Origin of the sequence: Rhodococcus cerastii (genome assembly GCF_033042195.1) — a bacterium.
Taxonomy (GTDB): domain Bacteria; phylum Actinomycetota; class Actinomycetes; order Mycobacteriales; family Mycobacteriaceae; genus Rhodococcoides.
Map to the genome: position 1 here is coordinate 1 of NZ_JAWLKF010000004.1, position 26,533 is coordinate 26,533.

The window sequence follows — 26,533 nt, forward strand, 5'->3', positions numbered from 1 at the left end:
CGAGCATCCTCAATAACGCGCCACGGTGGTCCCTACCCTCTGGCAACCAGGTGGTCCCATCACCCTGGCAAGCGACATCGCGGTTGTACGCGGTGAGCAGGGCAATAATCGTGGCGAGGGCGTCGGCGATCGCGGTAGGATTCGTCATCAGATCGGTTCCTTCGTGAGAGTTGGGTCGGTTCTCGTTGCCCTCGATGCCCTGGCCGGCATCGAGGGCAGTTTCGTAGGGGTCGGGGGTGAGCGGCATCAGACCGCTACCGGGCGGTCGTCGGTGCGCTGAAACGTGTTGGCCTCGACGTAGGCGTGAAGGTCGACCCACTTGTAAAGCACTCTGCTGCCGTGCTTTACGAATTTGGGGCCGACTCCTTTGAATCGATTCGCTGCGAGGGTCTGTTTGCTGCATCGCAGAAACTCGGCGGCCTCGTCGGGTGTCGCTAGGGGGGATGGGGTGCTCATCCTGTCTCCTTGCTCGGGAATCCTGAATATCCGTTGGGATATCTGTATTCCTACCTCACGACTTCCATGCTTGCAAGTTCCTCGCTATATTTCGATCATGGCAGCAAAGCGCGTGGAAATCGGAGCAACCGGCGAGACAGTCCGAAAGAACATCGCCAGAGTCCGTAACGACCGCGGGATGACCCTGCGCGCGCTTTCGGACACAATGAGCGAGCTCGGACACCCGCTCAGCAACTCCTCGATCAGCCAGATCGAGAACGGGTCCAGACGAGTCGACGTCGACGACCTGATGGCGCTCGCGATCGCCCTCGATGTTTCACCGAACACCTTGTTGATTGAGCCGGCTTACGACGGGGACTTAGAAGTCAATGCATCTGGTGCCGAGCGCGTTTCAGTTCGCTCTCTGTGGTTTTTCCTCGACGGGATGCGCTCCTTACGGACGTCCAATCTGGACTTCGCGGTAGCCTCACAACCGCCGTTCCTTCGACCCGCGACGTACGCATGGCGGAGCACCAAACCCGGCGACGGACCGTTGCTCGTCAGCCGCATGATCGAGTCGGACGGAACAGACGTCTCGATCCGGGCGAGCTTTGGCTACAGCACGATCTTCGCTGAGGATGACTAGTGGCAACCGTCGAAAGCTACGAGACCGCGGGCGGCAAGCGGTGGCGTGTCCGCTACCGCACCCCGGAGCGGCGGCAGACGGATAAGCGCGGGTTCACGTCGAAGCGGCAGGCGCTCGACTTCGCCGCGACGGTCACCGTGGAGATGATGACGGGCCAATACGTCCCGCCGAAACTCGGGAAGATCACCGTCGCCGAGTTCGGCCCGAACTGGTTGTCCCGCAAAGAATCCGATCTCAAGCCGTCCGCGTACAAGTCGCTCGAAACGGCGTGGAGGATTCACGTTCTGCCGCGGTGGGGGCACGTCCAGCTCGCCGACATCACACTCGATTCGGTAGAGCAGTGGATCGCGTCGATGGGCAGAGCAGGCAAGGGCGCAACGGTCGTCATCCGCGCATACGGTGTCCTCGCCGGCGTGCTCGACACCGCGGTGAAAGCGAAGCGGCTCGCGAAGAATCCGGCACGCGGCGTCGAGAACCTGCCACGCAAACAGCGGAAGGCGCACGTGTACCTATCGCACGCCGAGGTGGCCGAGCTCGCGACCGCCGCCGGCCAATATCGTGTCCTGGTCCTAGTGCTCGCCTACTGCGGCGTCCGATGGGGCGAGGCGATTGGACTCCGTGTGCGCCACCTCGATCTGCTCCGAAAGCGAATCAACGTCGTGGACAACGCCGTTCAGGTGCAGCAGCAGATCCACGTCGGTACGCCGAAGTCGCACAAGTCGCGGGTAGTGCCGGTGCCGGCATTCCTCGTCGACGAGCTCGCGAGGGTCTGCGAAGGCAAGGGCCGCGACGATCTGGTGTTCGCCGGCCGCGGTGGCGACTACCTCCGGCGATCCGTGTCGTCGACAGGATGGTTCACACGGGCCGTAGACAAGGCGGGGGTGCCTCGGCTCACCCCACACGATCTGCGGCACACAGCGGCGAGCCTGGCCATCAGCGCGGGCGTCAACGTGAAGGCGCTACAGCGGATGCTCGGGCACGCGTCGGCGGCGATGACGCTCGATGTGTACGCGGACCTGTTCGACGACGATCTCGACGCTGTCGGGACCGCTCTCGATGCCGCTGTATCCGCGCAGAGTGTGGGCAAAGCGTGGGCATCGGCCACGTGAGACTTTCCAGGGTTGACACTGAAAAGGCCCTGACCTGCACCGTCCGGTGAGATCAGGGCCTTGCCCGTTGGCGGAAGCGGAGGGATTTGAACCCCCGGACGCTTTTACACGTCTCTCGCTTTCAAGGCGAGTGCATTGGGCCGCTCTGCCACGCTTCCGTGTGCGATCTTAAACGGCCGAGCGGCCCGAGGCCCAATCGCCCCTCATCGTCGAGGTGTGGAGCCGGACGCGTCCATCGCGGCGTCGACCTTCTCGAAGATGTCGCCCAGCACCTCGAGTTCGTGGGGCGAGAGGATGTCGACGAGGTGCTGTCGGACGCCGCGGACGTGGGTGGGCGCCGCCTCCGCCAATCGCCGACGCCCTTCCTCGGTGATCACCGCCAGCACGCCTCTGCCGTCGTTGACGCAGGTACTGCGAGTCACCATGTCCTGGAGTTCCATTCGCCTGATCTGATGCGTCAGGCGACTTCTCGAGGACAGGACACCGTCGGCCAGCTCGCTCATTCTGATGGAGCCGTCGACCGATTCCGACAACATCACCAGGATGCGGTACTCGGCCATCGACAGGTCGTGGCGATCCTGCAGATCCTTGTTCAATACCCCCATCAATCGTTGCCCGCCGTCCATATAGGCGCGCCATGCTTTCATTTCCGCAGTGTCGAGCCACTGCGGGTCCCCCCCGGGACCAATGGCTAATTCGGCCGTCACGCGTGTCATCTTAGGCGGGAAATCTACCCACGAGTAGGTTGAGGCGGTTCGGGGCCCTGTTCGGCACAGCGCCCTATGGTCGAGGTATGACCGATCCCTACATCGACCCGCCGTACGTTGCCGCCGACGATCGTTACGAGTCCATGCTGTTCCGCCGAGTGGGCTCACGGGGGCCCCGACTTCCGGCGGTGTCATTGGGACTGTGGCACAACTTCGGTGACGACGTACCGCTGATGAACCAGCGCGCGATCCTGCGTCGCGCATTCGATCTCGGTATCACGCACTTCGATCTGGCCAACAATTACGGCCCGCCGTACGGCAGCGCGGAGAAGAACTTCGGCCGCATCTTCTCCGAGGATTTGGCCGGATATCGCGATGAGCTGATCATCTCGAGCAAGGCCGGCTGGGACATGTGGCCCGGCCCCTACGGCTTCGGTGGCTCTCGCAAATACCTGCTGTCCTCGCTCGAACAATCGTTGACCCGAATGCGACTCGACCACGTCGACATCTTCTACAGCCATCGCCCCGACCACGACACCCCGATCGAAGAGACAGCAGGCGCACTGATCAGCGCTGTGCAGCAGGGCAAAGCCCTGTACGCGGGCATCAGCTCGTACAAGCCCGAGGGCACTCAGAAGATGGCAGACCTGCTCGCCGAAGCGGGCGTTCCCTTGCTGATCCATCAGCCCAGTTACTCGATGGTCAATCGGTGGATCGAACCCGAACTGCTCGATACCCTCGCCGCGGTGGGCGCGGGCGTCATCGCCTTCTCGCCTCTGGCCCAGGGCATGCTCACCGACAAGTACCTCGACGGTGTTCCCTCGAATTCGCGAGCAGCACAGGGTAAATCACTGAATCCGGACTGGCTCACCGATGACCACGTCGAGCATCTCCGGGCGTTGAACGACATTGCCGCCACCCGTGGCCAATCCCTCGCGCAGCTCGCCCTGAGCTGGGCACTGCGCGACCCACGCGTGACCTCGGTACTGATCGGCGCATCGAGCGTCGAACAGCTCGAGAACAACGTGGCGGCGTTGAAGAACCTGGACTTCACCGACGCCGAACTCGCCGAGATCGACACGCATGCCGAGGACTTCGGAATCAATCTCTGGGACCTGTAAGAGTGCCTGCGGCAGTGGCGCGGCTAAGCGCTCCAGAGGGCACTTAACCGCACCACTGCGCCGGAGGCGCACTATGGAGACATGCGTGCCATCACACTGAAAGAATTCGGCGATCCCGACGTCATGGAATGGACCGAGGTCCCCGACCCCCGCCCCGGCCGCGGACAGGTGATCATCGATGTCTCGGCCACCGCCGTCAACCGCGCCGACCTGATGCAGCGTCAGGGCAATTACCCACCGCCTCCGGGTGCCAGCGACATCCTCGGACTCGAGTGCTCGGGCATCATCTCCGAACTCGGTGAGGGCGTCAGCGGCTGGAACGTCGGAGACAGGGTCTGTGCACTGCTGGCCGGCGGCGGCTACGCCGAGCAGGTCGCCGTACCCGCCACCCAACTCTTCCCCATTCCGCAGGGCCTCGATCTGCATGTCGCAGCGGCACTTCCGGAAGTCGCCTCGACCGTGTGGTCCAACCTGGTGATGGACGCGCACATGCGTTCGGGGCAGGTACTGCTCGTTCACGGCGGCGGCAGCGGAATCGGTACGCACGCAATCCAACTGGCCAAGCAGATGGGCGTCACCGTCGCCGTCACCGCCGGATCCAAGTACAAGCTGGACATGTGCGCAGACCTCGGAGCCGACATCCTGATCGACTACAAGAACCAGGACTTCGTCACCGAGATCCGTTCACAGACAGAGGATCACGGAGCAGACCTGATCCTGGACAACATGGGCGCGAAGTACCTCGACCGCAACCTCGACGCATTGGCAATGGACGGCACCGTCGTCACCATCGGTATGCAGGGCGGAGTGAAGGGCGAGCTGAACTTCGGCAAACTCCTCGCCAAGCGCGGCTCGGTGCATGCAGCCGGATTGCGTGGCCGCCCCGAAACCGGGCCGTCGAGCAAAGCGAACATCGTCGCAGACATGACCGCGCATCTGTGGCCGATGATCTCCGAGGGCCGCGTCACCGCCGTCGTGCACGCCGAGATCCCGATAACCGAAGCGGCGCAGGGTCATCGAATGCTCGACGAGGCCGAGACCATCGGGAAAGTGATCCTGCGAATTCAGTAGCGCGCAGGTCGGCGGTCGTGAGCGGAACCTCGACCTCTGCTACGAGGTTCCGTGCACATGCGGCGCAGCCGCTCTCAGAGGGCGAGGGCGGTGAGCGCTTTGACGAGCTGATCGATCTCGTAGCGGGTGGTGTACGGAGCCAGACCGATGGTGACGGCACCACCCTCGTCGTTGACGCCCAACGCGTCGAGCAACCGACTGCCGCCGTGGACTCCGCTGACACTACCGATTCTGGCCTGCGCGAGTTGCTCGGACACCTTCACCGCGGGCATGCCCTCGACGGTGAAGCTCAGAGTAGGAATGCGTGTCGGTGCATTGCCCAGCACCATCACGTGGTCCAGCGAACCGAGCGCCTTCATCAGGTAATCGAACAGACCGTCGTGGTAGTGCTGCAGCGATCCGATCGACAGCTCGAGGCGCTCACGACGCGTCCCGGTCGCTGCGTCGTCGAGATTGGCCAGGTAGTCGATGGACGAGACCACGCCGGCCAACAACGCGTACTGGTGACTGCTGACCTCGAGCCGCGCCGGCCCCTTGGCCGACGGATTGAGCGACATCGACGGCAACTGTTCCAGCAGCGTCGGGTCGCGGAAGATCAACGCACCGACCGACGGCCCACCCCACGCGGCGGTGTCGATCGCGACGATGTCGGCCCCGAGTTCCTTGATGTCGACGTGGGCATAGGGGGCAGCTCCGGCCGCGTCGACCACGATCAGCCCACCGACCTCGTGCACCAGATCCGCCGCGACCCGAACATCGGGCGCACTGCCGACGATCGGCGACGCAGCAGTGACCGCGACGAGCCGAGTGGTGGAGGTGATCAGATCGTCGAACTGCCAGGTGGGCAACTCGCACGTATCGATCTCGACCTCGGCCCAGCGCACATGCGCGCCCGACCGGCTGGCCACCCGCAGCCACGGTGCGACGTTCGCTTCCTCGTCCAGACGCGAGAGCACCAGACCGGTTCCCAGGCCCAGCCGCGAACTCATCGAATCCGCGAGCCAGGACAGCAGCGTCGCGCGGTCCGGACCGATGACGACACCGGACGGATAGGCACCGACAAGATCGGCGATCGCGACGCGGGCGGATTCCAGCAGAGCCGCACTGCGCTTGGCCGAAGTGTTGCCGGCCGAATGATTGGAGGCACTGTGCCGGAATGCAGTGGACACAGCGGTCGACACGCGGTCCGGGATCAGCATCCCCAGCTGAGGGTCGAGATGAATCCACCCGTCACCGAGCGAGGGGATGGAACCTCTCACTCGCGCGACGTCGTAACCCATGCCGGACACTCTAAGCGCCGACCGGTGAAGCATGTGTTCCACGTCCTGTTTCCCCAGGGAACGGTTGCCCACCTCGCACGCTCGATCCTCCCGGCCTCCACTGTTCCCGACGACCGAACCAGGATAATCGCCCCTGACGATCGCGCAACGGCGAGCGAGGCGTAAAGATGGATACATGACTCAATCCGAGCCGAACAGCGCGCCCGATGACCATGTCGTTGTGATCGGCCCCAACGGGGAACCGCTCGCCCTGAGCCGCGAGGAAGCGACGGCCGCTGCGGCCCGCGCCGCCGGATCCTCCGCGAACGACGGATCGGACGATGGATCGGGCCTGTCGGAGATGGTCGAGCAGCCCGCGAAGGTGATGCGCATCGGCACGATGATCAAGCAGCTGCTCGAGGAAGTGCGCGCTGCACCGCTCGACGACGCGAGCCGGACGCGACTGAAGGAAATCCACAAGTCGTCCATCCACGAACTCGAGCAGGGCCTCGCCCCGGAACTGCGCGACGAGCTCGAGCGCCTGGTCCTGCCCTTCGGCGACGACGTGGTCCCTACCGACGCGGAACTGCGCATTGCGCAGGCTCAGCTCGTCGGCTGGCTCGAAGGTCTGTTCCACGGCATCCAGACGGCCCTGTTCGCTCAGCAGATGGCAGCGCGGGCTCAACTCGAACAGATGCGCCAGGGCGCGTTGCCTCCCGGTGTGATGGGCGCTCCGGGTGGCGGCCAGGGTGGCGGGGGCCACGGCGGCGGCGGTACCGGCCAGTATCTGTAGCAAGCTCGGAATGAGCTCAGTCTCCGAAGAGAGGTAGTGTCGACCGTCGTGTCGGCACCAGCGAAGGATCCCGAGAGCGAGGCAGGAGACCAGATGCCTGCTCCGGTTTCGGACTCACAGACTTATCGGCGCGCTTTCGGCGACCTGAAAACCGGTTTCAACCAGCGCGAGCTGTGGCTGCATCTCGGGTGGCAGGACATCAAACAGCGGTATCGCCGGTCGGTGATCGGTCCGTTCTGGATCACCATCGCCACCGGCGTGCAGGCCATCGCGATGGGTCTGCTGTATTCGGTACTCCTGGACATCGATCTGCGCTCGTTCCTTCCGCACGTCACCGTCGGGCTGATCATCTGGAACCTCATCAGTGCCGCGATTCTCGAAGGCGGAGACGTCTTCGTCGCGAACGAAGGCCTGATCAAACAGCTGCCCAGTGCGCTGAGCGTGCACGTCTATCGCCTGGTGTGGCGTCAGCTGCTGCTGCTCGGCCACAACATGCTGATCTACGTGATCATCATTGCGATCTTCTGGCCCGAGGGCGGGCTGCACTGGACCGTGATCTTCGCGATCCCCGCCCTGGTGCTGATTCTGCTCAACGCCGTGTGGGTGTCCATTCTGTTCGGCATCGTCGCCACCCGCTACCGCGATATCGCCCCGATCCTCGGCAGCTTCGTGACGCTGATGTTCTTCATGACACCGATCGTGTGGACCACCTCGGGACTCGAATCGATGGGCGGTGAGGCCGCGAACCGCGCCAAGCTCGTCGAGATCAACCCGCTCTTCCATTACCTCGACATCATCCGGGCCCCCCTGATCGGCGAGGATCAGCAGGCGTACCACTGGTACATCGTGCTCGGCTTCACCGTCGTCGGATGGGCACTGGCCATCGTCGCACTCAAGAAGTACCGGGCCCGCGTGCCCTACTGGGTTTAGGGGTATTCGAGTTGTCCATCAGCATCAGCACTCACGACGCGTGCGTCGATTTCCCTATTTTCGACGCCAAGACGCGGTCGTTGAAGAAGGCGTTCCTCGGCAAGGCCGGTGGTGCCATCGACCGCAACTCCTCCGACGTCGTCGTCGTCGAAGCTCTGAAGAACATCACGATGAACCTGAAGGACGGCGATCGCGTCGGACTGGTGGGTCACAACGGTGCAGGCAAGTCGACGCTGCTGAGGCTGCTCTCGGGCATCTATGAGCCGACGCGAGGCAGCGCCACCATCCGCGGCCGCGTCGCGCCGGTGTTCGATCTGGGCGTCGGTATGGACCCCGAGATCTCCGGCTACGAGAACATCATCATTCGCGGCCTGTTCCTCGGCCAGACGCGCAAGCAGATGCTCGCGAAGATGGACGAGATCGCCGACTTCACCGAACTCGGCGACTACCTGGACATGCCGCTGCGCACTTACTCGACGGGCATGCGCGTGCGCGTCGCGATGGGTGTCGTCACCAGCATCGACCCGGAGATCCTGCTGCTCGACGAGGGCATCGGAGCCGTCGACGCAGAATTCATGAAGAAGGCACGTCACCGCCTGCAGGAGTTGGTGAAGCGCTCGGGAATCCTGGTGTTCGCCAGCCACTCCAACGAATTCCTGGCTCAGCTGTGCGACACCGCGATGTGGATCGATCACGGTCAGATTCGCCAACAGGGCGGCATCGAGGACGTGGTGCGGGCGTACGACGGTGACGACGCGGGAGATCACGTCGCGCAGATCTTGAAGGAGATCGAGCGGGAAGACAGTGCCGGTGGCTGACAAGATCATCGGGGTCATCGTCACGCACAAGCGGCGTGAGTTGTTGGCTCTCTCCCTCGATGTCATCGGTGCGCAGACTCGTCCGCTCGATCATCTGGTCGTCGTCGACAATGCCGACGAGCCCGCCGTACGCGAACTGGTGGAATCGATCGACCTGCCGACGACGTATCTCGGTTCGCAGCACAATCTGGGTGGCGCGGGCGGGTTCGCACTCGGGATTTTGTATGCGCTCTCGCTCGGTGCGGATTGGGTGTTCCTCGCCGACGACGACGGCCGCCCCGAGGGCCCGAAGGTGCTCGAGACCCTCTACGACTGCGCTCTCACCCACGGCCTCGACGAGGTCTCCCCCGTCGTCTGCGACATCGACGATCCGGACCGGCTGGCCTTTCCGCTGCGCCGCGGCGTCGAATGGCGTCGGCTGCGGTCCGAATTGATCGACCCGGCGAACCCGGACGACGACCTTCTCGAAGGCATCGCCTCGCTGTTCAACGGTGCCCTGTTCAAGGCGTCGACGATCGACGCGGTGGGCGTGCCCGATCTACGGCTGTTCGTGCGCGGCGACGAGGTGGAAGTACACCGCCGATTGCAGCGATCGGGCCTGAAGTTCGGCACCTGCCTCACCGCCGCCTACGTCCACCCCAACGGGGCCGAGGAGTTCAAGCCGATCCTCGGTGGCCGGATGCACACGCAGTACCCGGAGGACGCGACCAAGCGCTACTTCACGTACCGCAATCGCGGCTACCTCATGTCGCAGCCCGGCATGCGAAAGCTGTTGCCGCAGGAGTGGATTCGGTTCACCTGGTTCTTCCTGATCACCACCCGTAACCCGAAGGGTCTGGCCGAATGGTTCCGGTTGCGCGGGCTGGGGCGTCGGGAACACTTTCGCAGGCCCTGATGCTGCCACTAAGGGGTGCGCGCACCCGCGTGGTACCGCTACCGTGTGCCCATGACGGAACCTCGGAAGCTCGCTGATCGCATCAAGTCGTCGGCACGGGAGAAGCTTCAACGAGCGATCGGCGAGGTTCTGGCTCAGCAGACCGCCCAGCTGGCCGAGCAGACCAGCGATCAGCAGGCGAAATTGCTCGACGTCCTCGAACGCCAGCGGCGTGAGATCGACGATCTGCACTCGTTCATCCGCGGCCTGGAGATGCGGATGCGTCGCGACATTCCGTACGCCTCCGACGTCGAAGCAGCCGCCCAGAGCGCGGAATTCGCCGAAGAGATGATGCCGCAGGCCCCTACGTTCCTGCGGCCGCACGCGACGCTGCGATTCGCCCTCGGCGAGGTCTCCATCCGCGGCATGGCACTCGAGTTCGGCGTCGCCAGCGGAACGACGCTCGAGATCATTGCCGAGGAACTGGCGTCGCGCAAGGACATCACCGTCGTCGCCGGATTCGACGTGTTCTCCGGCCTCCCCGAAATCTGGCGCACCGGGTTCCCGAAGGGGCTCTTCGAGCAGGACACCATCCCCGAAGTGCCGGGCGCACAGATTGTCCCCGGGTTGTTCGAGGACTCGCTGCCGGGCTTCCTGAAGGGCCATCACGAGAAGCTGGCGTTCTTGCACTTGGACGCCGACCTGTACTCGTCGACGGTCACCGTGCTGGATCTGGTGGCCGATCGACTCGCGGTGGGCACGGTGATCGTGTTCGACGAGTACTTCAACTTCCCCGGCTGGCGCAACCACGAGTACCGGGCGTGGACGGAATTCGTCGCACGCACCGGTACCGAGTTCGATTACCTCGGCTACACCGCCGACAACGAACAGGTCGTCGTACGCATTCGCACGGCCCCGACAGTTCGCGCCAAATAGCTACTGCCCGTAGAGGCGAGCCCAGTTCTCTCGGCTCGTCAGCTTCGGCACCGCTGCGCGGTACGACGCAGCGACCGTCGGAGTTTCGGTGCGCAGACGCTTGAGTGCGGTCACGCCGCGCTTGAGCAGCTCTACCGCATGTTGCTTGTTGCGCTGGCGAACTCGGACGCCCTCCTGCGAGCGATCGGTGACGATCGCGTGGGAGAACAGCGAGACGTGCCACCAGTGGGCGTCGTCGGCGGAGATGGCGACCGGACCGGGATTCACCGTGCCGCGCCACTGATTGAGCATCCGCTTGGCCAACACGGCGAATTCCATGCTCTTCTTCGGGTGCGGTCCCGCGGGAGTGATGAACATATCCGCCGGACGCACCCCGGGAACGTCGTTCGCGTTGTGCCGCTTCGTTTCTCCGTACGCAGCACGTTCGCGCCGGATGGAACCGGCAGCGTCCATGCCGCCGTCGAGCAGATTCTCCGGACCGGCCAGGAAGTCCTCGACGGCCTTGATCAGCGTGTACGCCATGCCGTACTGCATCGACACCAGGTACCGCAGCAGATCGGTGAACAGCTGCTTGGCGAGCGTCCTACCGTCGAGCTCGATGTGCAGGGCCGCGGTGATCATGCCGTTGCGCAGGTTGAAGTAGCGGTGCCACTCGTCCCAGTCCTTCCACGCGAAGTCGGCATGCCATACAGCTGCACCGGGCAGCGTCACGGTAGCGAAACCATTTGCACGAGAACGGTATCCGTACTCGATGTCGTCCCACTGGAAGAACAGCGGCAACGGGTAGCCGACCTGACCGACGATCTCGGACGGAATGAGGCACGACCACCAACCGTTGTAGCCGGCGTCGACCCGGACGTCCTGCTGCCGCTTGCGCTTGAACGCGCTCTTGTCCGAAATTGCGTTCTTGACGTGCACTCCGGCTTCGAGCTTCTGCAGATTCGCCACCTCGGCACCGACATGCACGCGATCGGGGTGCAAGAGGTAGAGCATCTGCGCGCCAATGATCGCCGGCTCGACGGTCATGTTGGCGAACGAGTTCATCCGCACTATCGCCTCGGGCTCGCACAGCACGTCGTCGTCCATGAAGATCACGTTGGCCGGATCGCCGCCCTTACCCTGCACCTCGTAGAGCCCGCGGGTGAACCCGCCGGCACCGCCGAGGTTGGGCTGGGTGATGTAGACGAGCTTGTCGCCGAGCTCGGCCGCCACGCGCTGGAACTTCTCGCGCGTCTGCACCTGATCGGTGCCCTGATCGACGACATAGACGTTGTCGACCCCGAGCAGGGCGATGGGATCGTCGGCCATGGCAGCGACGGTGTTGGCGCAGTCGTCCGCGCGGTTGAACGTGCAGATCACCACCGAGGTGGGACGCAGCTTCTCCGGCGCGGCGACGGTCCACTCGGCGTCCTGTACCGACAACTCGCTCGATGTGGTGGTGAAGCGTACGTACAGCGCACCGCCGTCGAGGAACTGCGTGGTGGCGACGGGAACGGCCAACTGAGTCGACGAGTTCGCCGAATCGACCGTTGTACTGGCCATCGTGCGCTCGTGACCCTTGTAGTCCGTGCCCACCAGATCGATCCGCCCGGCACCGGCGACGGTCGCCCGGAACACCACCTCGGTGACGGTGGTCCACCGCTGCCAGTAGCTGGCCGGGAACCGTCCGAAGTAGCTGTTGGTGTGCAGCACGCTGCGCTTGGCGATACGAACGCCCGTGCGGGTGCGCTCGGCATTTCCCTTACCGACAGAGCTGTACATATCGGCACTGACCAAGGGCGACGGGCCATCGAACAGCAATCTCTGAACTGTCAGTTCGGGCTCGCCGTCACCGCCGGCAACAGCCGACACATCCGATGGCGAGCCGAGACGATCGAGAGCAGTGCCGTCCATACCGAGAAGTACCCCATCCAGTTCGAGTAGTGGCTCTGTGCGGTCGTGGAGAGAAGAAGACCACTGACCATGGTTGCACAGGCCCCGACCGATCTGTTCGACGCTCGCCGTCTACTCCGCTTCCTGCACCCTCGCCATCAGCACGCGGGCGGCGTCGGCTGGGTGCGTGTACGGCCACCAGTGGCCGGCATCGACTCGATCGACGCGCAGATCGGGGATCCATCGATCGAGACCGTCGGTGAGGTTGGTCGACAGCATGCGGTCGTGTGACGGTACGACCACGGTGGTCGGGACCGAGCACCGTGGAGCAGGCCCGCGGAGCACACGCCGCAACACGTTCGCCCGGTAGAGGGCGATGCCGCGCTGCTGGTCGGCCACCGTCGGGGTCGGCTCACCCTCGACATTCAGCCGTGCCAACAAGTCCGGTACCCGTGAGCCCAGAACGGGTGCATGAAACCCGAAGACATACCAGGACCGGGCCAACTGCCCGACCAGCGAAGGCCATCGATGCGGTCGCACCAACCGCGCCCGCGCCACCTGCCGCAGGTGATCCAGGCTCGGCCCGGACACCGACGTGTACGACGCGAACACGGTCGATGCGCGAGGCGAGGCCATCGCCTCCCACATCTGGACCGACCCCCAGTCGTGGGCGAAGACGTGCACCTTCCCGGTGACGTCAGGAATCGACTCGACCACCGCGAAAGCGTCGCGCGCCAGCTGCTCGATGGACACATCCGCTGCGGGCTCTAGCGCGGATGCTCCACTGCCTCGCGTGTCGTAGACGATCACCCGAACCGTGTCGCCGAGCTCGGCGATCAGCGGATCGAACACGTGACGATTGTCGGGATAGCCGTGCACCAGCAGCACTGTGGACTTCGCCGCCGGGTCCCCGTATTCGAAGACGGGAAGCTCGGCACCCGGAGTGCGCACCGTCCAGTGGGTCATCCCGCGTCGCTCAGTGCGTACAGAGTGCCGCCGCGTAGCAAGTGGGCGATCATCCTCAGCCGCATGGCCTCCTGCTCGGGTTGCGGATGCACCACCGCGGCCAACGCCTCCCCGTCGAGCAGATGCACCACGCTGAAGACCACCGTCTCCAGATGGCGTGGATCGATCACGCCGGCGACCGGTAGCGTGCGAGCGAGTTCGGCGATCTGCTCGTGGTACCGAACGGTGAACGGCTGCAACCTCTCTCGCAGCTCCTCGTCACTACGGGCCGCGGTCAGCAGCTCGTACCAGGCACCGTTGATCGGAGCGCGGCACGCAGCCCTGAGCAATTCGAGGCAGTGTTCGATCGACGCGCTCCCGAAACCGGACAGGCCACGGCGAAACTCCACGAACTGGCGTCGGCGAACCTCGTCTGCTGCAGCAACGATCAGGTCGAGCCTGGTGTCGAAATGCCGAAACATGGCACCGGAAGACACCCCTGCACGGCTGACGATCTCACTGACACTGGTTGCGGCATAGCCCTTCTCGCACAACGACTCGATGGTCGCGTCGAGCAACTTTCCGATCGTCTCGGTCCGACGCTGCAGTTGACTCGGGCTCACACACGCTCCCGGCGACGCGGAGCCGTAGGTGTGCCGGCCCGCAGGAAGCTACCTGCGCGCTCCGACACACCGAACCAGGGCGCAAAGGCGCCAGCGGAGAACACCACTCGGCCTGCGACCAGGGTGGCGGCCACGGCCCGGTCGTTGCGGTTGACCATTCGACTCAGGCCTCCGAACTCCGGCATGGTCTCCTCCCGGTAGGCCAGGACCTCCTCGTCCAGACCCGCCGGATCGATCACCACGATGTCGGCGCGATCACCCACCCGCACGTGTCCGGCGTCGAGACCGTAGAAGTCGGCCAGCTCGCCGCTGAGCTTGTGCACGGCCTTCTCCACGGTCATGAAGGGTCGGCGATCGTTTCGCGCGTCGTGCACACGGTGCAGCAACCGGATGCCGAAGTTGTAGAACGCCATGTTGCGCAGATGAGCACCGGCGTCGGAGAAGCCGACGGTCACCCCGGGCTGGTTGATCAGCTTGTCCATCTGCCGCTTGCGATGATTGGCCACCGTCGTGTGCCAGCGCAGCTTTCGGCCGTGCTCGACCACCAGATCGAGGAACGCGTCCACCACGTGCACACCGCGTTCTTCCGCGACCTCCGCGACGTTCTTGCCGACGACCGACGCGTCGGGACATTCGGTGATCTCGGCGTCCGCGAAGTCTCGATGCCAGACGCGCGAGCTGAACTTCTTCTCGAAATCGGCGCGGAACCACCGGCGGTAGGCCTCGTCCGACAGCAACTCGTTGCGGCCCAACTCTTCTCGCAGATGTAGCGCGGCGCGGCCCGAGCCGAACTCCTCGAACACCACGAGGTCGATGCCATCGGAATACACGTCGAATGTGGTGGGCAGGTGCTGCCAGCGGAACTGTCCTTTGCCCGGTCCGTTGACGATGCGGGCGAGCGGGCCGAAGATCCGATGAATCCACGGCGAGGCCTTCGCGTCGGCCGCCGCCAGCAACGAGATCTTGAGCGGAGTGCGGCCGATCCCGGTGGCCGAGGCGAGGAAGAACAGCATGTCGTACTTGGTGTTCAAGTTCGGAATGCTCTGCAACAGACGGCCGCGCTTACGCAGGATCTTGTGCAGAGCACGGAATTCGCTCCACCGTGCGTACGAGGACGGCAGCGAACGAGATCGGTACCGATCTCCGTCCAGCTTGTCCCACGGGTTCGTCATCGTCGACATTCCGAGCAGCCCGGCATCGAGTGCCTTCTCGAGCGCGTCCGACATGGCGCGCCATTCCTCGCGGGTGGGCTTCTGACTGCGGTCGGTAGATCGGTCCAAGCCCATCACGTGCGCACGCAGATCAGAATGACCGACCAGGGCTGCGATGTTGGGGCCCAGAGGCAGGCGCTCGAGCGCTGCGATGTACTCGTCGGGGCTGGTCCACGTCTTGTGCGTATCGACGGCCTTGAGCACATGATCGCGCGGCAGCGCCTCCACCCGACTGAACAGATCAGCGATGTCGACCGGAGTGGAGTAGAGCGTCGACAACGAACAGTTCCCCAGCAGAACCGTCGTGACCCCGTGCCGGACGGATTCTTCGAGTCCCGGCCCGACGAGCACTTCCGCGTCGTAATGGGTGTGCACGTCCACGAAGCCCGGGGTGACCCACTTACCGGTGGCGTCGACCACCTCGGTCGTCGGGCCCGCCTCGAGCGGGGTGGAGGACACGGCCCGCACGACGCCGTCGACGATGCCCACATCGGCTCGAACTCCCGGACCGCCGGATCCGTCGTAGACAGTGCCGCCGGTGATGACAACGTCGAAAGAGATGTTCGAGTCCATGTGACCTCCGTCATAGATTGAGGTCAATCTAACTTAGAGAGCGGTCACTCGCAATAGCCGTGCCGAGTCGGCCGTCTCGCGATCACCTGCGTGTTTCACGCGTCGACGTTTCGGTTCCTGGACACCTCGAGAGATACAGTCGAGTGTCTTTGCCCGAACTCACGGAGTTGACCCTTGACCCCCACGGATACCCACATCGCGCGCGCCGCCCTGCCCGACAGCAGGAGAGAGCGCCTCGCGTGGGGAGCAGCGGTCGCTGCAGTGGTGGTCCTCGGCTATCTCCTGGTGCTCAGCGTCGATCCCCGCTTCTTCTACATCGACGACACCGAATCGGGTGCCGTCCCCAACTGGCTCCAACTCGGACGCATCATGCGCGACGGGCAATTCCCCTCGCTGGTGCTCGATCAGTGGATGGCCGGCAACTACCCGGTCGAAGGCCAGGGCGGCCTGTGGAATCCCGTGCAGATGGCGATCAACTACATCTCGCCGTCGATCGACAACCTGGTACTGCTGGCAACGGTCGTCAAACTGGGCTTCTCGATTCTGTTGGCCTGGGGCGTATTTCGAGTCACTCTCGCCTACGGAGCGCGAGCCAACTGGGCTGCGGTAGCGGGCGCGAGCGCACCGTTCGTCGGTTTCACGCTCTTCTTCGAGAACACCTCGTGGGTGACCGCGCTGATGGGCACCGCGTGGATAATGAACGCCTGGGCGAGCTCGGTGTCCTACGCCCGCGGTCGCAGCGGTCCGATCGTGCCGTTCGTCTTCCTCTACCTCGCCATCAGCGTGGGATACGTTCACGCCGCGGTGATGGCCGGAGTGATGATCGGATCCGTCGCCATCGGCGAACGACTGTTCCAGCGGCTGTGGCGTCCGGCACTGAAGGTGTGCGCGGTAGGCATCGCTGCCGCCGCGTGCGGGGCCGTCACCTTCCTGCCCGGAGTGCTCACATCCGCGGTCACCTGGCGCAGTGGTGACGAAGGCACGTTCAACGACAACTTCCTGACGGCACCGTGGTCGGAATCGCTCACCGCGAGCATCCCGACCGCGGTGACGAGCATCGAATCCTGGGCGGGCGAGACCACCGAATCGCCGGTCACCTACATCGCCTGGTTCGTGGTCCCCGCGCTGGCGTTCATCGCGTGGCGCCGGGTGCCCGCGGCTCTGCGCGAGCTGGCGGCACCGCTGATCATGCTGGCGTTCGCCTTGATCTTCACCGCAGGTCCCAGCGACATCGGGCCGATCCGCTGGCCCGCCCGCATTCTGCCGTTCGTCGCCCTTGTCGCACTGATCCTTGTGGTCACCCTGATCAGCCGGTACGGAACTCTGGACAAGCTGCGGCCACGGCTGCTCGCGGCCGGCCTGCTGACGCTGGTACTGCTGCTTCGCGCCGGCTCGTCGGGCCCGGAATTCTTCGGTCGCCACGTCCTCGCTGCGCTGGTGATCCTGCTCGTCGGCGCGCTCGCTCTGCTGCTGGCCCACCGCTTCTCCACCCGGGCCACTGCGGCGCTGCTCCTGGTCACCATCGCGCCGGTCGCGATGTACCAGGTGGCCACGTACGATCCGCCCTTCGCCAAGTGGTGGCTGCCCACGTCCCAATCCGAGGCCAAGGCCGAGTTCCCGCAGTGGCAGGGCGCAACTCTGCAACTCGGTAGCCGTGCGCTCACCGAAACCGCAGCCGACGGACCCGACGACACCCGGCTGCCCTGGCACTCCCAGGTGTACGGCAACTCCGCCAAGATCACGGGCCTGGACTACGTCAACGCGTACACCCCCGTCGGCTATCTCGACTTCGCCAACCTGCTGTGCTTCGAGCACGAGGGATCGACCTGCACGGACGCCTTCCGGCGCGTGTTCGAGATCGAGCCGTACACCGGCAAGACGTACGCCGACCTGATGCAACTCGATCGAATCGTGCTGCAGAAGAACCAGTATCCGCTCGCGAACTCCCGGCCCGCACCCGCAGGCTGGATGTGGGTGACCGCTCCCACTCCCGAGTCCGCTCGCCAGATCTACGTCCTCGAACGCGTCGACGGATTGATTCCCGCGTCGTCGGGACGCGTCGTCGCGACCGTGAACGCCAGGGCCGAACCCCGATCGTCCGATGCGGACTCGGAGCACGTCGACGTCAGCGCACCCAACGGTGGCAGCGTCGTGTTCTCGCGTCTGGCCTGGCCCGGCTACACCGCGACGCTGAACGGTGAGGAGCTGCAGACGAAGGGGCTGGCCGACATCTTCCTCTACGTCGACCTGCCGCCCGGCACCGAGAACGCGGACCTGCAGATCACCTTCCGACCGCCCGGCGAACGACTCGGACTGGCCGCGATGGCGGGCGGGACGCTGTTGCTGGTCGGCCTGGTGGTGCTCGATGTGCGACGACGCAGAAATTCGAGTTCTCGGGAGTTCGGCGCTGGGACGTCGAGCAGATAGGCTCAGACCTCGTGATGTCCGACGACTCTGCTGCTGATCCGCACCGCATCTCCATCGTGGTACCGGTCTACCAGGGCGAACGGACGCTCAGCGCGTTGATGGACGAGATCCTTCCGCTGACGCAGGTGACGCATACTCCCCTCGGGCGGCCGATGATCGTCGAGGAAGTTCTGCTCGTCTTCGATCACGGTCCCGACAACTCTGCCGCGGTGATTCGCCAGCTCACGGCCGCGCACACGTTCGTTCGCGGGGTGTGGCTGAGCCGAAATTTCGGTCAGCATCCCGCCACCCTCGCCGGCATGGCCTCCAGCGGCGGCGAGTGGATCGTCACGATGGACGAGGACGGACAGCACGATCCGGCGGCGATCGGCGGCATGCTGGATACGGCCCTCGACCAGCAGTCCACCGTCGTCTACGCCAAGCCCACCAACGTCGCACCGCACGGGATGTGGCGCAACGCAGCCTCCAAGGGTTCGAAGTGGCTGATCGCCAAGGCGCTGGCCGGGGACAACACCATCGACTACCAGAGCTACCGCCTGGTGCTCGGTGAAGTCGGTCGCTCCGTCGCCGCCTACGCCGGTTCCGAGGCATACCTGGACATCGCACTCGGCTGGATCGCAGGCGACGTCACGACCAGCCCGGTGGCGTTGCGTGAAGAGGTGGACCGTCGATCGGGCTACCGACTGCGCACCTTGCTCTCGCACTTCTGGCGGATGGTGCTCTCGAGCGGCACGAAGGGCCTGCGACTGGTCAGCTTCATCGGCATCGCCTTCGCGATTCTCGGCCTCATTCTGGTTGCGTACGTGCTGGTGTCGTACTTCGTCTTCGATTCGGGTGCCGAGGTACGAGGCTGGGCATCGACGATGGTGATCCTGTTGTTCGGCTTCGGCGCGACACTGTTCTCCCTCGGTGTGGTGGCCGAGTACGTGGGCGTCAACGTCAAGACCGCCATGGGCAAGCCGCCGTACCTGATCGTCACCGACCCGGGAAACGGCCCGCTCGGACGCACCGCGCCATCGACCGAACCTGCACCGCCGGCGTGACCGCGACGCACACGTGGATCGTCGGCAGCGGCGGGCTGCTCGGCGCTGCGGTGACCCGGGAGGCCGGTCGTCGTGGGCATCGAGTGCACACCAGCACCATCCCGTGGTCGGACACGGCGTCCGCCGAACAGGCTCTGCTGCGGCGCTGTTCGGAGTTCTTCGATTCCTTCGACGACGGTACCTGGAACGTGATCTGGGCCGCGGGCGCGGGCGTGAACGGAACCAGTGCAGCACAATTCGCCGAAGAGAACGGCCTGATCCGCACCGTCCTGGCGCACATCGAGGCTGTCGCCGCCGACCGCGCGGGCACCGGAACCGTGTTCCTCGCCTCGTCCGCCGGAGGCGTCTACGCCGGCGCGACGGGTGCCCCACATCACGAGGGAACGAACCCGGTTCCGTTGGGCGACTACGGTTTCGCCAAGCTGCAGTCCGAGGCCATCGCGACCGAGTTCGGTGAACGCACCGGCATCAACGTGGCCATCGGCCGGTTCGCGAACCTCTACGGGCCAGGGCAGAACCTCGCGAAACCGCAGGGCCTGATCTCGCACCTGTGCCGGGGATACCTCATGGCCTCCCCCGTCTCCATCTACGTCCCGATGGACACGTTGCGCGACTACCTCTACGTGTCCGACGCGGCCGAGATGGTCGCCGACACCCTTGCCATGTCGGCCACGCGACGAATATCGCCGACGATCAAGATCTTCGCCTCCGGTGAGGCCGTGACCATCGGCTCGATTCTCGGAGCCTGCCGGACGGTGTTTCGCCGTCGACCGAACGTGGTGTTGGCGGCGTCCCCATTGGCGGTGTTCCAGGGTCGCGATCTACGGCTGCGGTCGACGGTCTGGCCGCAGATCGATCGCCGAACGCACCGAACATTGCCGGCAGGTATTGCGTCCACCCTGTTCGCGACGCGTCAAGCACTGGCGGTGGGTCGATGACCGAACCACAGACTCCTGCTCCCCCGGCGGGCATGAACGGTGCGCCGGGGCCGCTGATGCGCATCGTCAAGAATCAGAAGATCGCGTTCCTGCTCGTCGGCGGCGTCAACACCGCATTGGGTACCGCGTGGTTCATCCTGTGGCAGTTGCTGATCGGCGAGCAGTACGGATACCACGCCGCGATCGTGCTCGGCTATCTCTGCAACGTGCTGTGCGCGTTCGCGATGTACCGCTACCTGGTGTTCCGCGTGCGGGGTCACTTCCTACGCGATCTGCTGCGGTTCTTCGTCGTGAACTTCGGCGCGTTCGTCGCCAACATCTCCCTGATGACGATCGCCGTGTCCGTCTTCCACTTCCCGCCCATCCCTTCACAATTGGTCGTCACAGCCGTGATGGCAGTCGTCAGCTTCTTCGGCTACCGCGACTTCTCGTTCCGCAGAAAGAGCCAGGCCCCCACATCATGACGCCCCGTGTTTCCGTAGTCGTCCCGGCGTACAACAACGCCGAGTATCTGGCCGAGACCATCGATTCGATTCTCGCCCAGACGTTCACGGACTTCGAACTGGTCATCGCCGATCATTCGTCGACCGACGGAACCCTCGCCGTCGCGCAGAAGTTCGACGACCCACGGATCCGCCTCCTGACCACCCCGGCCGGCGGCGGAGCGCAGGCCAACTGGAACCGCGTCACCGAGGAAGCCACGGGCGAACTGATCAAGCTCGTCTGCGGTGACGACACCATCGCGCCCACCGCGCTGGACACTCAGGTGCGGGCGTTCGACGACAACCCGTCTGCCGTTCTGGTCGCCGCACAGCGGACGCTGATCGACGCCTACGGCAAGACGGTCATCGCCGCCCGCGGGCTCGGTGGACTGCACGGAACGGTATCGGGCCGAGTCGCCGCCAGAACCGCAGTTCGGGCCGGTGCCAACATCTTCGGCGAACCCGGCGGCGTCATGATGAAGCTGTCGGAACTCCGCGAGATCGGGTTGTGGGACAACAGCCATCCCTACCTGATCGACCAGGCCACCTTCATCGCGGTTGCGCTACGAGGCGACATCGTGGCAATTCCGCAACCACTGGCGTCGTTCCGAATCAACTCGGGACAGTGGAGCGTGGAACTGGCGACACAGCAGGCACGTCAGGCCGCGGACTTCCATCGCTCCCTGCAAGCAAGCGACCCGACACTGCTGTCCAACAACGACGTTCGCATCGGTAACGCCAAGGCCCTGATGACGTCGTTCATGCGTCGCGCGGTGTATCTGCTCCTGCGCCACCGGATGTCGCGCAGTAGTTAGTATCGCGCGGCGGCCTCGAGACCCCGCAGCCTGTCCGACGGCGATCGACGCGGACAGCTGGTGCACTTGTCCGCCCCGCTCGTCTCGTAGAGAAGGCAGCAGGAGCAACGCCGTGTGAAGCGTCGTCCACCGACGTCGACGAACCGCGGGCTGGGAAGTGTCGCAGCCATCTCCCCGATCAGCCATTCTGCGACGTCGCTACCGAGTGACCGATCACCCAGCGCAGCACCGACATCCAAACTTCGGTTGGCAATCGAGTCCGACGCGATCGCCCACAACGCCTGCCTGCGTACCCCGGAGGCCACCGACAACGCGTCGACGATGCCGGTGAACGTCTCGTTCAACGCCCCGGGCAATGCCGGGACCTCGAGAACGCTGTCCGACACTGTCCCGCCCAGATATCCGTCCGGGCGCAGGAAGCAGCGCGCACCGTCCAGCCGTGGATCTGCTGCCTCACCCGTGACCATCGCGGTGGCGATGGCAACGAACGCGATCGTCGAGCTGGCCGAGTACCACCACAGTGTTCCGTTCACTCGAGCGTCGGTGCACCGCCACCGGCGGCCGGTGTCGTCGACCCGCGCCCGCAACCAATCGCCGTCGCGCATGACCGTCGCGCAGAGATCGAACGGTCCTACGATATACTGCTGCCGACTCGGAATTCGTTCTGCTGCAGTCACATAGGCGCTCATGCCAGCCCGTGGATGTCGATGGTGCGCGGCGGTCCTGTCCGGACGGTCGCGCAAATGCCGAACACGTCGGCGAGCAACCGATCGTCGAGAACATCGGTGGTCGGTCCCGACGCCACCACGGCCCCGCCGTCGAGCACGGCGAGATTGTGGCAGTACTCCACCGCCAACCGCAGATCGTGCACGGTCACGACGATGGCCAGCCCGTCCGCGGCCAGGTCGCGAATCGCCTTCATCACGATCAGTTGTTGCCGTAGGTCGAGGTGGTTGGTGGGTTCGTCGAGCAAGAGGGTCTGCGGTTGCTGCGCCAGGGCGCGCGCGATGGACACCCGCTGCCGCTCACCGCCGGACAGTGCACCGACGTCGCGGCCGGCCAAGGCGAGCAGATCGACGCGGTCCATACACGCGGTGACGATGTCGTCGTCGGATGAAGTGGCGCGATCGAACCAGCCGCGGTGGGGCACGCGCCCGAGCGCTACGGATTCGCGGACGGTCAGACCGACCGATGCCTGCGGCTCCTGGGTCCCGACGCCGATCGTCCGCGACAGCTCCGATCGCTTCATGGTGTGCGCATCGACGCCATCGACGAGAACCGTACCGGCAGAGGGAGTCAGAGCCCGATAACAACACCGCAGTGCTGTCGTCTTACCGGACCCGTTCGGCCCTACGAGACCGAGCACCTCGCCGGGAGCAACGTCGAAGTTCACCCTGTGCAGCACTTCTCGCGACCCGAGTCGCGTGGACAACTCTCGCACGGACAGCCGCATCAGATCTCCCTTGCATAGCGGCGATACAGCATGAACACGAAGATCGGTGCGCCCACGAGCGCAGTGATCACTCCTACCGGGACCTCGGTGCTCTGCGTGATCGAGCGTGCGAGCGTGTCGGCACCGACGAGGGCTATCGCACCGAACAACGCCGCCAGGGGCAGCAGCCTGACTGCGCGGGTGCCGACGACGTATCCGGCGAGGTGCGGCACCAGCAGACCGACGAATCCGATTCCACCACTGACCGATACCGCTGCACCCGCCAGCAGGGAAATGGCCATCAGTTGCATCATCCTGAAGCGACGTACGTTCATACCCAGCACGGCCGCACCGTCGTCGCCTGTCTTGAGCAGGTCCATCCTGGGCGCAGTGATCGACACCAGCATCCCGACTCCGACGAGAGCCAGCACGGGGAACACGAGCGTCGACCAGCGGGCGTCACCGAAACCACCGGCCAGCCAATGCAATACACCGCTCAGGCTTCGTTCGTCCGCGAACACGAGCAGCGTCAGGGTGATGAGAGCGGTGAACACGCTTCCCACTGCGACACCGACGAGGACGATCGCAGTCGACTGTGGGTATCGACCGCCGATCGCGAGAGCCAAGAACAGCGGGATCAGCGCACCGACGAACGCGGCCGCGGGCACGGTGAACGCGCCGAGTGCACCCGCGCCGATGCCGAGCGTCATCACCATCACGACACCGAAACCGGCACCCGAGGACACACCGAGCAGGTACGGGTCAGCCAGCGGATTTCGCGTGACCGCCTGCGCGACACCACCGGCGAGCGCCAGGGACGCACCCACCACCGCGGCGGTCAGCGACCGCGGGAGGCGCGAATCGATCACGATCGCCGCACGCGCCTCGGTCCACCAGGACTCGAAGGTGCCCGGCGCGAGACGGTGCGCGACGATGGCCCACACGTCGCCGATGGGAATGCGCACCGACCCGAACGAGACGGCCGCCGCAATGGATACGAGCAACGCTGCCGACGAGAGGAGCAGGATCACGGCGTAGCCGGTGCGCGACGGTCGCGTGCTCCGACCTGTGGCCACGGCGGGCCTGTCCAGCACTGCGCTCATCAGAAGCGATCGGGATGCAGTGCGCGCGCGATCGTCTCGGCGCTTCCGACGAGTCGCGGACTCTGGAAGAAGTCGTCGAGCGGAACGACCACGAAATTGCCGCGCTGCACCGCCGGCGTCGTCGCCATGATCGGCTGACTTTTCAGGAAGTCGATCTTGCCCTGCGCGGACGTGACGCCGTAATCGAGGACCACGACTGCCTCGGGGGCCCGTTCGCCGACGAGTTCCCACGTCGTACCCAAGTACGGCCGATCCCCCTCGGGAAAGATGTTCTCGGCTCCGGCGTGATCGGCGATCAGTTGCCCGACGCCCACACTCCCGATCGTCGTGGGCTCGTTCTCGCCCGAATCGTAGAAGAACGTGGGTGTGGGGGCGACGCCGGCCAGCGCGTCGTCGATCTCGGCAAGCCCGCTGACCACGCCGTCGGTGACGTCCCGCGCAGCGTCGGCCACGCCCAGGATGTCGCCCAGTTGCGCGTAGTCCGTCTCCAACATGCCGATATCGGCAAGACCTGCGCCGCAGTACTCGGAGAACAGGAACGTCGGGATGCCGAGCTCTGCGAACGACGCGCGCGAGCGCCCTTCCTTGTCGTCGAAAGCGCTGCGCATGCCGCCCACGACGAGATCCGGATCCAGATCCAGGATCTGCTCCTTGGTCGGATACTCGTCGGCGAGTCCGTCTATCGACGCGAACTTATCGGCTGTCTCCGGCGTCGGAACGGCATTGCGATACCCCATTCCGACGATCCGATCCGCCACGCCCATCTCGATGAGGACCTCGGTGACGTGGTCGTTCATCGAAATGATGCGCTGAGGCGGGGAATCGAATCGCTGCAGGGTGTCGCAGTTGGTCACCTCTACGGGCTGATCGAACTGCGCTGACTGTGCAGACTCGGTCAGTGAGTCACCGCGGGAGCACCCCGCGAGAAGGACAGCCGCGGCGAGAACGGCGATGCGGGCGGAGCGTGACATGAGGACCTCACTGGAGCTCAGAGCCACGAAATGAGAGTCGGGTGCGCAGCACGAAGCGGCCACGCGCAGGACTGCCGATTCGTAGACCACGACGAATAGGTGTGTCGCACACCGGTCGCTGGGTAATCGGGCTCGCCACCTGTATCAGTGGCCCACCGTTGCGGGTCAGCGCCGGATTTCGACCGGCTTCCCCCATTGCGACTGGCTTGCTTGTGTTCGCCACGCAGTATGCACCACAGTGTCGATCCCGCGTGAGCGTGCCTCCGCGTCGGTTACGGCAGGACGGATTCTTTCGCCGCGTAGACGGCCTCGGTGGCATCCTTCTGCGGTCGCCACCACTGCTCGTTCTCGCGGTACCAGTCGATGGTCGCTTTCAAGCCGGCGCGGAAGTCGACATAGGTTGGCGTCCAACCCAATTCGGTGCGCAGCTTGGTCGAGTCGATGGCGTAGCGCAGATCGTGGCCGGGGCGGTCGGTGACGAAGTCGAAGGCGTCGGGTGCGTTTCCGGTCTCCTCGAGGATTGCTTCGAGGACGGTGCGGTTGTTCGCCTCACCGTCGGCTCCGATGAGGTAGGTCTCGCCGATACGGCCGCCGTCGATGATCGCCCACACGGCACTGTTGTGGTCGTCGACATGGATCCAGTCGCGCACGTTCTGTCCTGCGCCGTAGAGCTTGGGCCGCGAGCCACTGAGGATGTTGGTGATCTGACGTGGGATGAACTTCTCCACGTGCTGATACGGGCCGTAGTTGTTGGAGCAGTTCGAGATGGTGGAGCGGACGCCGAACGAGCGGGTCCAGGCGCGCACTAGCAGGTCGCTCGAGGCCTTGGTGGAGGAGTACGGGCTCGACGGGTTGTACGGGGTCGATTCGGTGAACCGGGCCGGGTCGTCGAGTTCGAGGTCGCCGTAGACCTCGTCGGTGGAGATGTGGTGGTAGCGGACGTCGTGCTCGCGTACCGCGTTCAGCAAGGTGGTGGTGCCGATGACGTTGGTGTGTACGAACGGCCACGGATCGGTCAACGAGTTGTCGTTGTGGGATTCGGCGGCGAAGTGAACGACCAGATCGGTCTCGCGGACGAGGCGGTCCACGAGATCGGCGTCGGCGATGTCGCCGTGCACGAACTCGATGCGATCGGCCACCGGGTCGAGGGAGGTCTTGTTGCCGGCGTAGGTGAGCTTGTCGAGCACGGTGACCTGGGAGTCGGGACGCTGCGCGAGGGTCTGATGTACGAAGTTCGCGCCGATGAACCCGGCCCCACCCGTGACGAGAATTCTCATGTACCGGCACTTTACCGGGGGATGCTCGTGCGGGCCGTTCTTGTCTGGGTCCGCAGGCCATTCCACCCCAGGTGTCGCTGCACGGGATGCTCCACTCGACGCCTCGGTGGGGAGGTTCCCGG

At 64.8% G+C, this 26,533-nt stretch carries 27 protein-coding genes, 1 tRNA gene and 1 riboswitch; of the genes, 14 read left to right on the plus strand and 14 right to left on the minus strand.

Features of this window, described 5'->3' with window-relative positions; all coding sequences use genetic code 11:
• Positions 1 to 247: hypothetical protein (locus R3P93_RS09310; RefSeq protein ID WP_317532879.1), on the minus strand; the 247-nt coding region annotated here is incomplete at its 3' end.
• Complete coding sequence (locus tag R3P93_RS09315) at positions 247 to 456, minus strand: helix-turn-helix domain-containing protein (protein WP_037174758.1); 210 nt, start codon at positions 454 to 456, stop codon at positions 247 to 249. The genes R3P93_RS09310 and R3P93_RS09315, both read right to left, overlap by 1 nt.
• A gap of 97 nt (positions 457 to 553) precedes the next feature.
• Between R3P93_RS09315 and R3P93_RS09320 the strand changes: the two genes are divergently transcribed.
• Positions 554 to 1,081 (plus strand): helix-turn-helix domain-containing protein, encoded by a 528-nt coding sequence (locus tag R3P93_RS09320; protein WP_317532880.1) that lies wholly within the window; start codon positions 554 to 556, stop codon positions 1,079 to 1,081.
• Positions 1,081 to 2,190 carry a tyrosine-type recombinase/integrase gene (locus R3P93_RS09325; protein ID WP_317532881.1) on the plus strand — a complete coding sequence of 370 codons (1,110 nt, stop codon included), beginning with the start codon at positions 1,081 to 1,083 and terminating at the stop codon, positions 2,188 to 2,190. The genes R3P93_RS09320 and R3P93_RS09325 overlap by 1 nt, the downstream gene beginning before the upstream one ends.
• A 68-nt stretch (positions 2,191 to 2,258) precedes the next feature.
• Here the strand turns inward: R3P93_RS09325 and R3P93_RS09330 are convergent.
• Positions 2,259 to 2,348 (minus strand) — tRNA-Ser (locus tag R3P93_RS09330).
• A gap of 45 nt (positions 2,349 to 2,393) precedes the next feature.
• Complete coding sequence (locus R3P93_RS09335; protein WP_394855275.1) at positions 2,394 to 2,906, minus strand: MarR family winged helix-turn-helix transcriptional regulator; 513 nt, start codon at positions 2,904 to 2,906, stop codon at positions 2,394 to 2,396.
• A 77-nt stretch (positions 2,907 to 2,983) separates the two neighbouring features.
• Here R3P93_RS09335 and mgrA point away from each other — a divergent pair, with 77 nt between their 5' ends.
• Together mgrA and R3P93_RS09345 are read left to right on the plus strand one after the other, a co-directional pair.
• A complete protein-coding gene (gene mgrA, locus R3P93_RS09340) occupies positions 2,984 to 4,018 on the plus strand; it encodes an L-glyceraldehyde 3-phosphate reductase (protein WP_317532882.1) in 1,035 nt (344 codons plus the stop codon).
• 81 nt (positions 4,019 to 4,099) lie between these two features.
• A complete protein-coding gene (locus tag R3P93_RS09345) occupies positions 4,100 to 5,089 on the plus strand; it encodes an NAD(P)H-quinone oxidoreductase (RefSeq protein ID WP_094638907.1) in 990 nt (329 codons plus the stop codon).
• A gap of 74 nt (positions 5,090 to 5,163) precedes the next feature.
• Here R3P93_RS09345 and R3P93_RS09350 read toward each other — a convergent pair whose 3' ends face one another.
• On the minus strand, positions 5,164 to 6,369 hold the full coding sequence (locus tag R3P93_RS09350; RefSeq protein WP_068054866.1) for a cysteine desulfurase-like protein: 1,206 nt from the start codon (positions 6,367 to 6,369) through the stop codon (positions 5,164 to 5,166).
• Positions 6,370 to 6,544: 175 nt separating this feature from the next.
• On the opposite strand from R3P93_RS09350, the gene R3P93_RS09355 reads away from it, so the two are divergent.
• Genes R3P93_RS09355 through R3P93_RS09375 form a run of 5 tightly spaced genes read left to right on the plus strand, consistent with a single transcriptional unit; the run spans position 6,545 to position 10,699 of the window.
• Positions 6,545 to 7,141 (plus strand): bacterial proteasome activator family protein, encoded by a 597-nt coding sequence (locus tag R3P93_RS09355; RefSeq protein ID WP_094638909.1) that lies wholly within the window; start codon positions 6,545 to 6,547, stop codon positions 7,139 to 7,141.
• A 48-nt stretch (positions 7,142 to 7,189) separates the two neighbouring features.
• A complete protein-coding gene (gene wzm / locus R3P93_RS09360) occupies positions 7,190 to 8,071 on the plus strand; it encodes a galactan export ABC transporter permease subunit Wzm/RfbD (RefSeq protein WP_094638981.1) in 882 nt (293 codons plus the stop codon).
• 11 nt (positions 8,072 to 8,082) lie between these two features.
• Positions 8,083 to 8,889: a galactan export ABC transporter ATP-binding subunit Wzt/RfbE gene (gene wzt / locus R3P93_RS09365; protein ID WP_094638910.1), complete on the plus strand. Its 807-nt coding sequence runs from the start codon at positions 8,083 to 8,085 to the stop codon at positions 8,887 to 8,889.
• On the plus strand, positions 8,882 to 9,784 hold the full coding sequence (glfT1, locus tag R3P93_RS09370) for a galactofuranosyltransferase GlfT1 (RefSeq protein ID WP_094638982.1): 903 nt from the start codon (positions 8,882 to 8,884) through the stop codon (positions 9,782 to 9,784). Before wzt ends, glfT1 begins: the two co-directional genes overlap by 8 nt.
• 51 nt (positions 9,785 to 9,835) lie before the next feature.
• On the plus strand, positions 9,836 to 10,699 hold the full coding sequence (locus tag R3P93_RS09375; RefSeq protein ID WP_317532883.1) for a TylF/MycF/NovP-related O-methyltransferase: 864 nt from the start codon (positions 9,836 to 9,838) through the stop codon (positions 10,697 to 10,699).
• Here the strand turns inward: R3P93_RS09375 and R3P93_RS09380 are convergent, their stop codons facing one another.
• From R3P93_RS09380 to R3P93_RS09395, 4 genes are all read right to left on the minus strand, one after another.
• A complete protein-coding gene (locus R3P93_RS09380) occupies positions 10,700 to 12,592 on the minus strand; it encodes a glycosyltransferase (protein WP_317532884.1) in 1,893 nt (630 codons plus the stop codon).
• A 111-nt stretch (positions 12,593 to 12,703) separates the two neighbouring features.
• Positions 12,704 to 13,537, minus strand: coding sequence for an alpha/beta fold hydrolase (locus R3P93_RS09385; protein ID WP_317532885.1), 834 nt, complete (start codon positions 13,535 to 13,537; stop codon positions 12,704 to 12,706).
• Entirely contained in the window at positions 13,534 to 14,139 is a 606-nt protein-coding gene (locus tag R3P93_RS09390) for a TetR/AcrR family transcriptional regulator (protein ID WP_068054851.1), read from the minus strand. Before R3P93_RS09390 ends, R3P93_RS09385 begins: the two co-directional genes overlap by 4 nt.
• Positions 14,136 to 15,923 (minus strand): N-acyl-D-amino-acid deacylase family protein, encoded by a 1,788-nt coding sequence (locus tag R3P93_RS09395; protein ID WP_317532886.1) that lies wholly within the window; start codon positions 15,921 to 15,923, stop codon positions 14,136 to 14,138. The genes R3P93_RS09390 and R3P93_RS09395 overlap by 4 nt, the downstream gene beginning before the upstream one ends.
• A gap of 174 nt (positions 15,924 to 16,097) precedes the next feature.
• On the opposite strand from R3P93_RS09395, the gene R3P93_RS09400 reads away from it, so the two are divergent.
• Genes R3P93_RS09400 through R3P93_RS09420 form a run of 5 tightly spaced genes read left to right on the plus strand, consistent with a single transcriptional unit; the run spans position 16,098 to position 21,628 of the window.
• The gene (locus tag R3P93_RS09400; RefSeq protein ID WP_317532887.1) at positions 16,098 to 18,350 is read left to right on the plus strand and encodes a hypothetical protein; all 2,253 of its coding nucleotides are present in this window, start codon (positions 16,098 to 16,100) and stop codon (positions 18,348 to 18,350) included.
• Between the two features lie 14 nt (positions 18,351 to 18,364).
• Positions 18,365 to 19,393, plus strand: coding sequence for a glycosyltransferase (locus R3P93_RS09405; protein ID WP_317533070.1), 1,029 nt, complete (start codon positions 18,365 to 18,367; stop codon positions 19,391 to 19,393).
• Complete coding sequence (locus R3P93_RS09410; RefSeq protein ID WP_317532888.1) at positions 19,390 to 20,331, plus strand: NAD-dependent epimerase/dehydratase family protein; 942 nt, start codon at positions 19,390 to 19,392, stop codon at positions 20,329 to 20,331. The genes R3P93_RS09405 and R3P93_RS09410 overlap by 4 nt, the downstream gene beginning before the upstream one ends.
• Positions 20,328 to 20,795, plus strand: a complete 468-nt coding sequence (locus tag R3P93_RS09415) for a GtrA family protein (RefSeq protein WP_068054828.1) — start codon at positions 20,328 to 20,330, stop codon at positions 20,793 to 20,795. Before R3P93_RS09410 ends, R3P93_RS09415 begins: the two co-directional genes overlap by 4 nt.
• Positions 20,792 to 21,628 (plus strand): glycosyltransferase family 2 protein, encoded by an 837-nt coding sequence (locus R3P93_RS09420; RefSeq protein ID WP_317532889.1) that lies wholly within the window; start codon positions 20,792 to 20,794, stop codon positions 21,626 to 21,628. Before R3P93_RS09415 ends, R3P93_RS09420 begins: the two co-directional genes overlap by 4 nt.
• On the opposite strand, the gene R3P93_RS09425 is transcribed toward R3P93_RS09420, so the two are convergent.
• From R3P93_RS09425 to rfbB, 5 genes are all read right to left on the minus strand, one after another.
• Positions 21,625 to 22,161, minus strand: coding sequence for a (2Fe-2S)-binding protein (locus tag R3P93_RS09425; protein WP_317532890.1), 537 nt, complete (start codon positions 22,159 to 22,161; stop codon positions 21,625 to 21,627). The two genes, R3P93_RS09420 and R3P93_RS09425, sit on opposite strands and share 4 nt — an antisense overlap.
• A 152-nt stretch (positions 22,162 to 22,313) precedes the next feature.
• On the minus strand, positions 22,314 to 23,084 hold the full coding sequence (locus tag R3P93_RS09430; protein ID WP_317533071.1) for an ABC transporter ATP-binding protein: 771 nt from the start codon (positions 23,082 to 23,084) through the stop codon (positions 22,314 to 22,316).
• Positions 23,081 to 24,163, minus strand: a complete 1,083-nt coding sequence (locus tag R3P93_RS09435) for a FecCD family ABC transporter permease (RefSeq protein ID WP_317532891.1) — start codon at positions 24,161 to 24,163, stop codon at positions 23,081 to 23,083. Before R3P93_RS09435 ends, R3P93_RS09430 begins: the two co-directional genes overlap by 4 nt.
• Complete coding sequence (locus R3P93_RS09440; protein ID WP_317533072.1) at positions 24,163 to 25,134, minus strand: ABC transporter substrate-binding protein; 972 nt, start codon at positions 25,132 to 25,134, stop codon at positions 24,163 to 24,165. Before R3P93_RS09440 ends, R3P93_RS09435 begins: the two co-directional genes overlap by 1 nt.
• 99 nt (positions 25,135 to 25,233) lie before the next feature.
• A riboswitch (cobalamin riboswitch) is annotated at positions 25,234 to 25,352 on the minus strand.
• Positions 25,353 to 25,406: 54 nt separating this feature from the next.
• Positions 25,407 to 26,411 carry a dTDP-glucose 4,6-dehydratase gene (gene rfbB / locus R3P93_RS09445; protein WP_317532892.1) on the minus strand — a complete coding sequence of 335 codons (1,005 nt, stop codon included), beginning with the start codon at positions 26,409 to 26,411 and terminating at the stop codon, positions 25,407 to 25,409.
• Positions 26,412 to 26,533 lie beyond the last annotated feature (122 nt).

What these genes read in the sequence shown, in the direction of transcription:
- R3P93_RS09315 (WP_037174758.1), bottom strand. Translation starts at nt 456, where the DNA reads ATGAGCACCCCATCCCCCCTAGCGACACCCGACGAGGCCGCCGAGTTT.
- mgrA (WP_317532882.1), top strand. Translation starts at nt 2,984, where the DNA reads ATGACCGATCCCTACATCGACCCGCCGTACGTTGCCGCCGACGATCGT.
- R3P93_RS09345 (WP_094638907.1), top strand. Translation starts at nt 4,100, where the DNA reads ATGCGTGCCATCACACTGAAAGAATTCGGCGATCCCGACGTCATGGAA.
- R3P93_RS09405 (WP_317533070.1), top strand. Translation starts at nt 18,365, where the DNA reads ATGTCCGACGACTCTGCTGCTGATCCGCACCGCATCTCCATCGTGGTA.
- R3P93_RS09440 (WP_317533072.1), bottom strand. Translation starts at nt 25,134, where the DNA reads ATGTCACGCTCCGCCCGCATCGCCGTTCTCGCCGCGGCTGTCCTTCTC.
- R3P93_RS09320 (WP_317532880.1), top strand. Translation starts at nt 554, where the DNA reads ATGGCAGCAAAGCGCGTGGAAATCGGAGCAACCGGCGAGACAGTCCGA.
- R3P93_RS09385 (WP_317532885.1), bottom strand. Translation starts at nt 13,537, where the DNA reads ATGACCCACTGGACGGTGCGCACTCCGGGTGCCGAGCTTCCCGTCTTC.
- R3P93_RS09415 (WP_068054828.1), top strand. Translation starts at nt 20,328, where the DNA reads ATGACCGAACCACAGACTCCTGCTCCCCCGGCGGGCATGAACGGTGCG.
- R3P93_RS09435 (WP_317532891.1), bottom strand. Translation starts at nt 24,163, where the DNA reads ATGAGCGCAGTGCTGGACAGGCCCGCCGTGGCCACAGGTCGGAGCACG.
- R3P93_RS09395 (WP_317532886.1), bottom strand. Translation starts at nt 15,923, where the DNA reads ATGGACTCGAACATCTCTTTCGACGTTGTCATCACCGGCGGCACTGTC.
- R3P93_RS09420 (WP_317532889.1), top strand. Translation starts at nt 20,792, where the DNA reads ATGACGCCCCGTGTTTCCGTAGTCGTCCCGGCGTACAACAACGCCGAG.
- R3P93_RS09350 (WP_068054866.1), bottom strand. Translation starts at nt 6,369, where the DNA reads ATGGGTTACGACGTCGCGCGAGTGAGAGGTTCCATCCCCTCGCTCGGT.
- R3P93_RS09375 (WP_317532883.1), top strand. Translation starts at nt 9,836, where the DNA reads ATGACGGAACCTCGGAAGCTCGCTGATCGCATCAAGTCGTCGGCACGG.
- R3P93_RS09380 (WP_317532884.1), bottom strand. Translation starts at nt 12,592, where the DNA reads ATGGACGGCACTGCTCTCGATCGTCTCGGCTCGCCATCGGATGTGTCG.
- R3P93_RS09355 (WP_094638909.1), top strand. Translation starts at nt 6,545, where the DNA reads ATGACTCAATCCGAGCCGAACAGCGCGCCCGATGACCATGTCGTTGTG.
- R3P93_RS09335 (WP_394855275.1), bottom strand. Translation starts at nt 2,906, where the DNA reads ATGACACGCGTGACGGCCGAATTAGCCATTGGTCCCGGGGGGGACCCG.
- rfbB (WP_317532892.1), bottom strand. Translation starts at nt 26,411, where the DNA reads ATGAGAATTCTCGTCACGGGTGGGGCCGGGTTCATCGGCGCGAACTTC.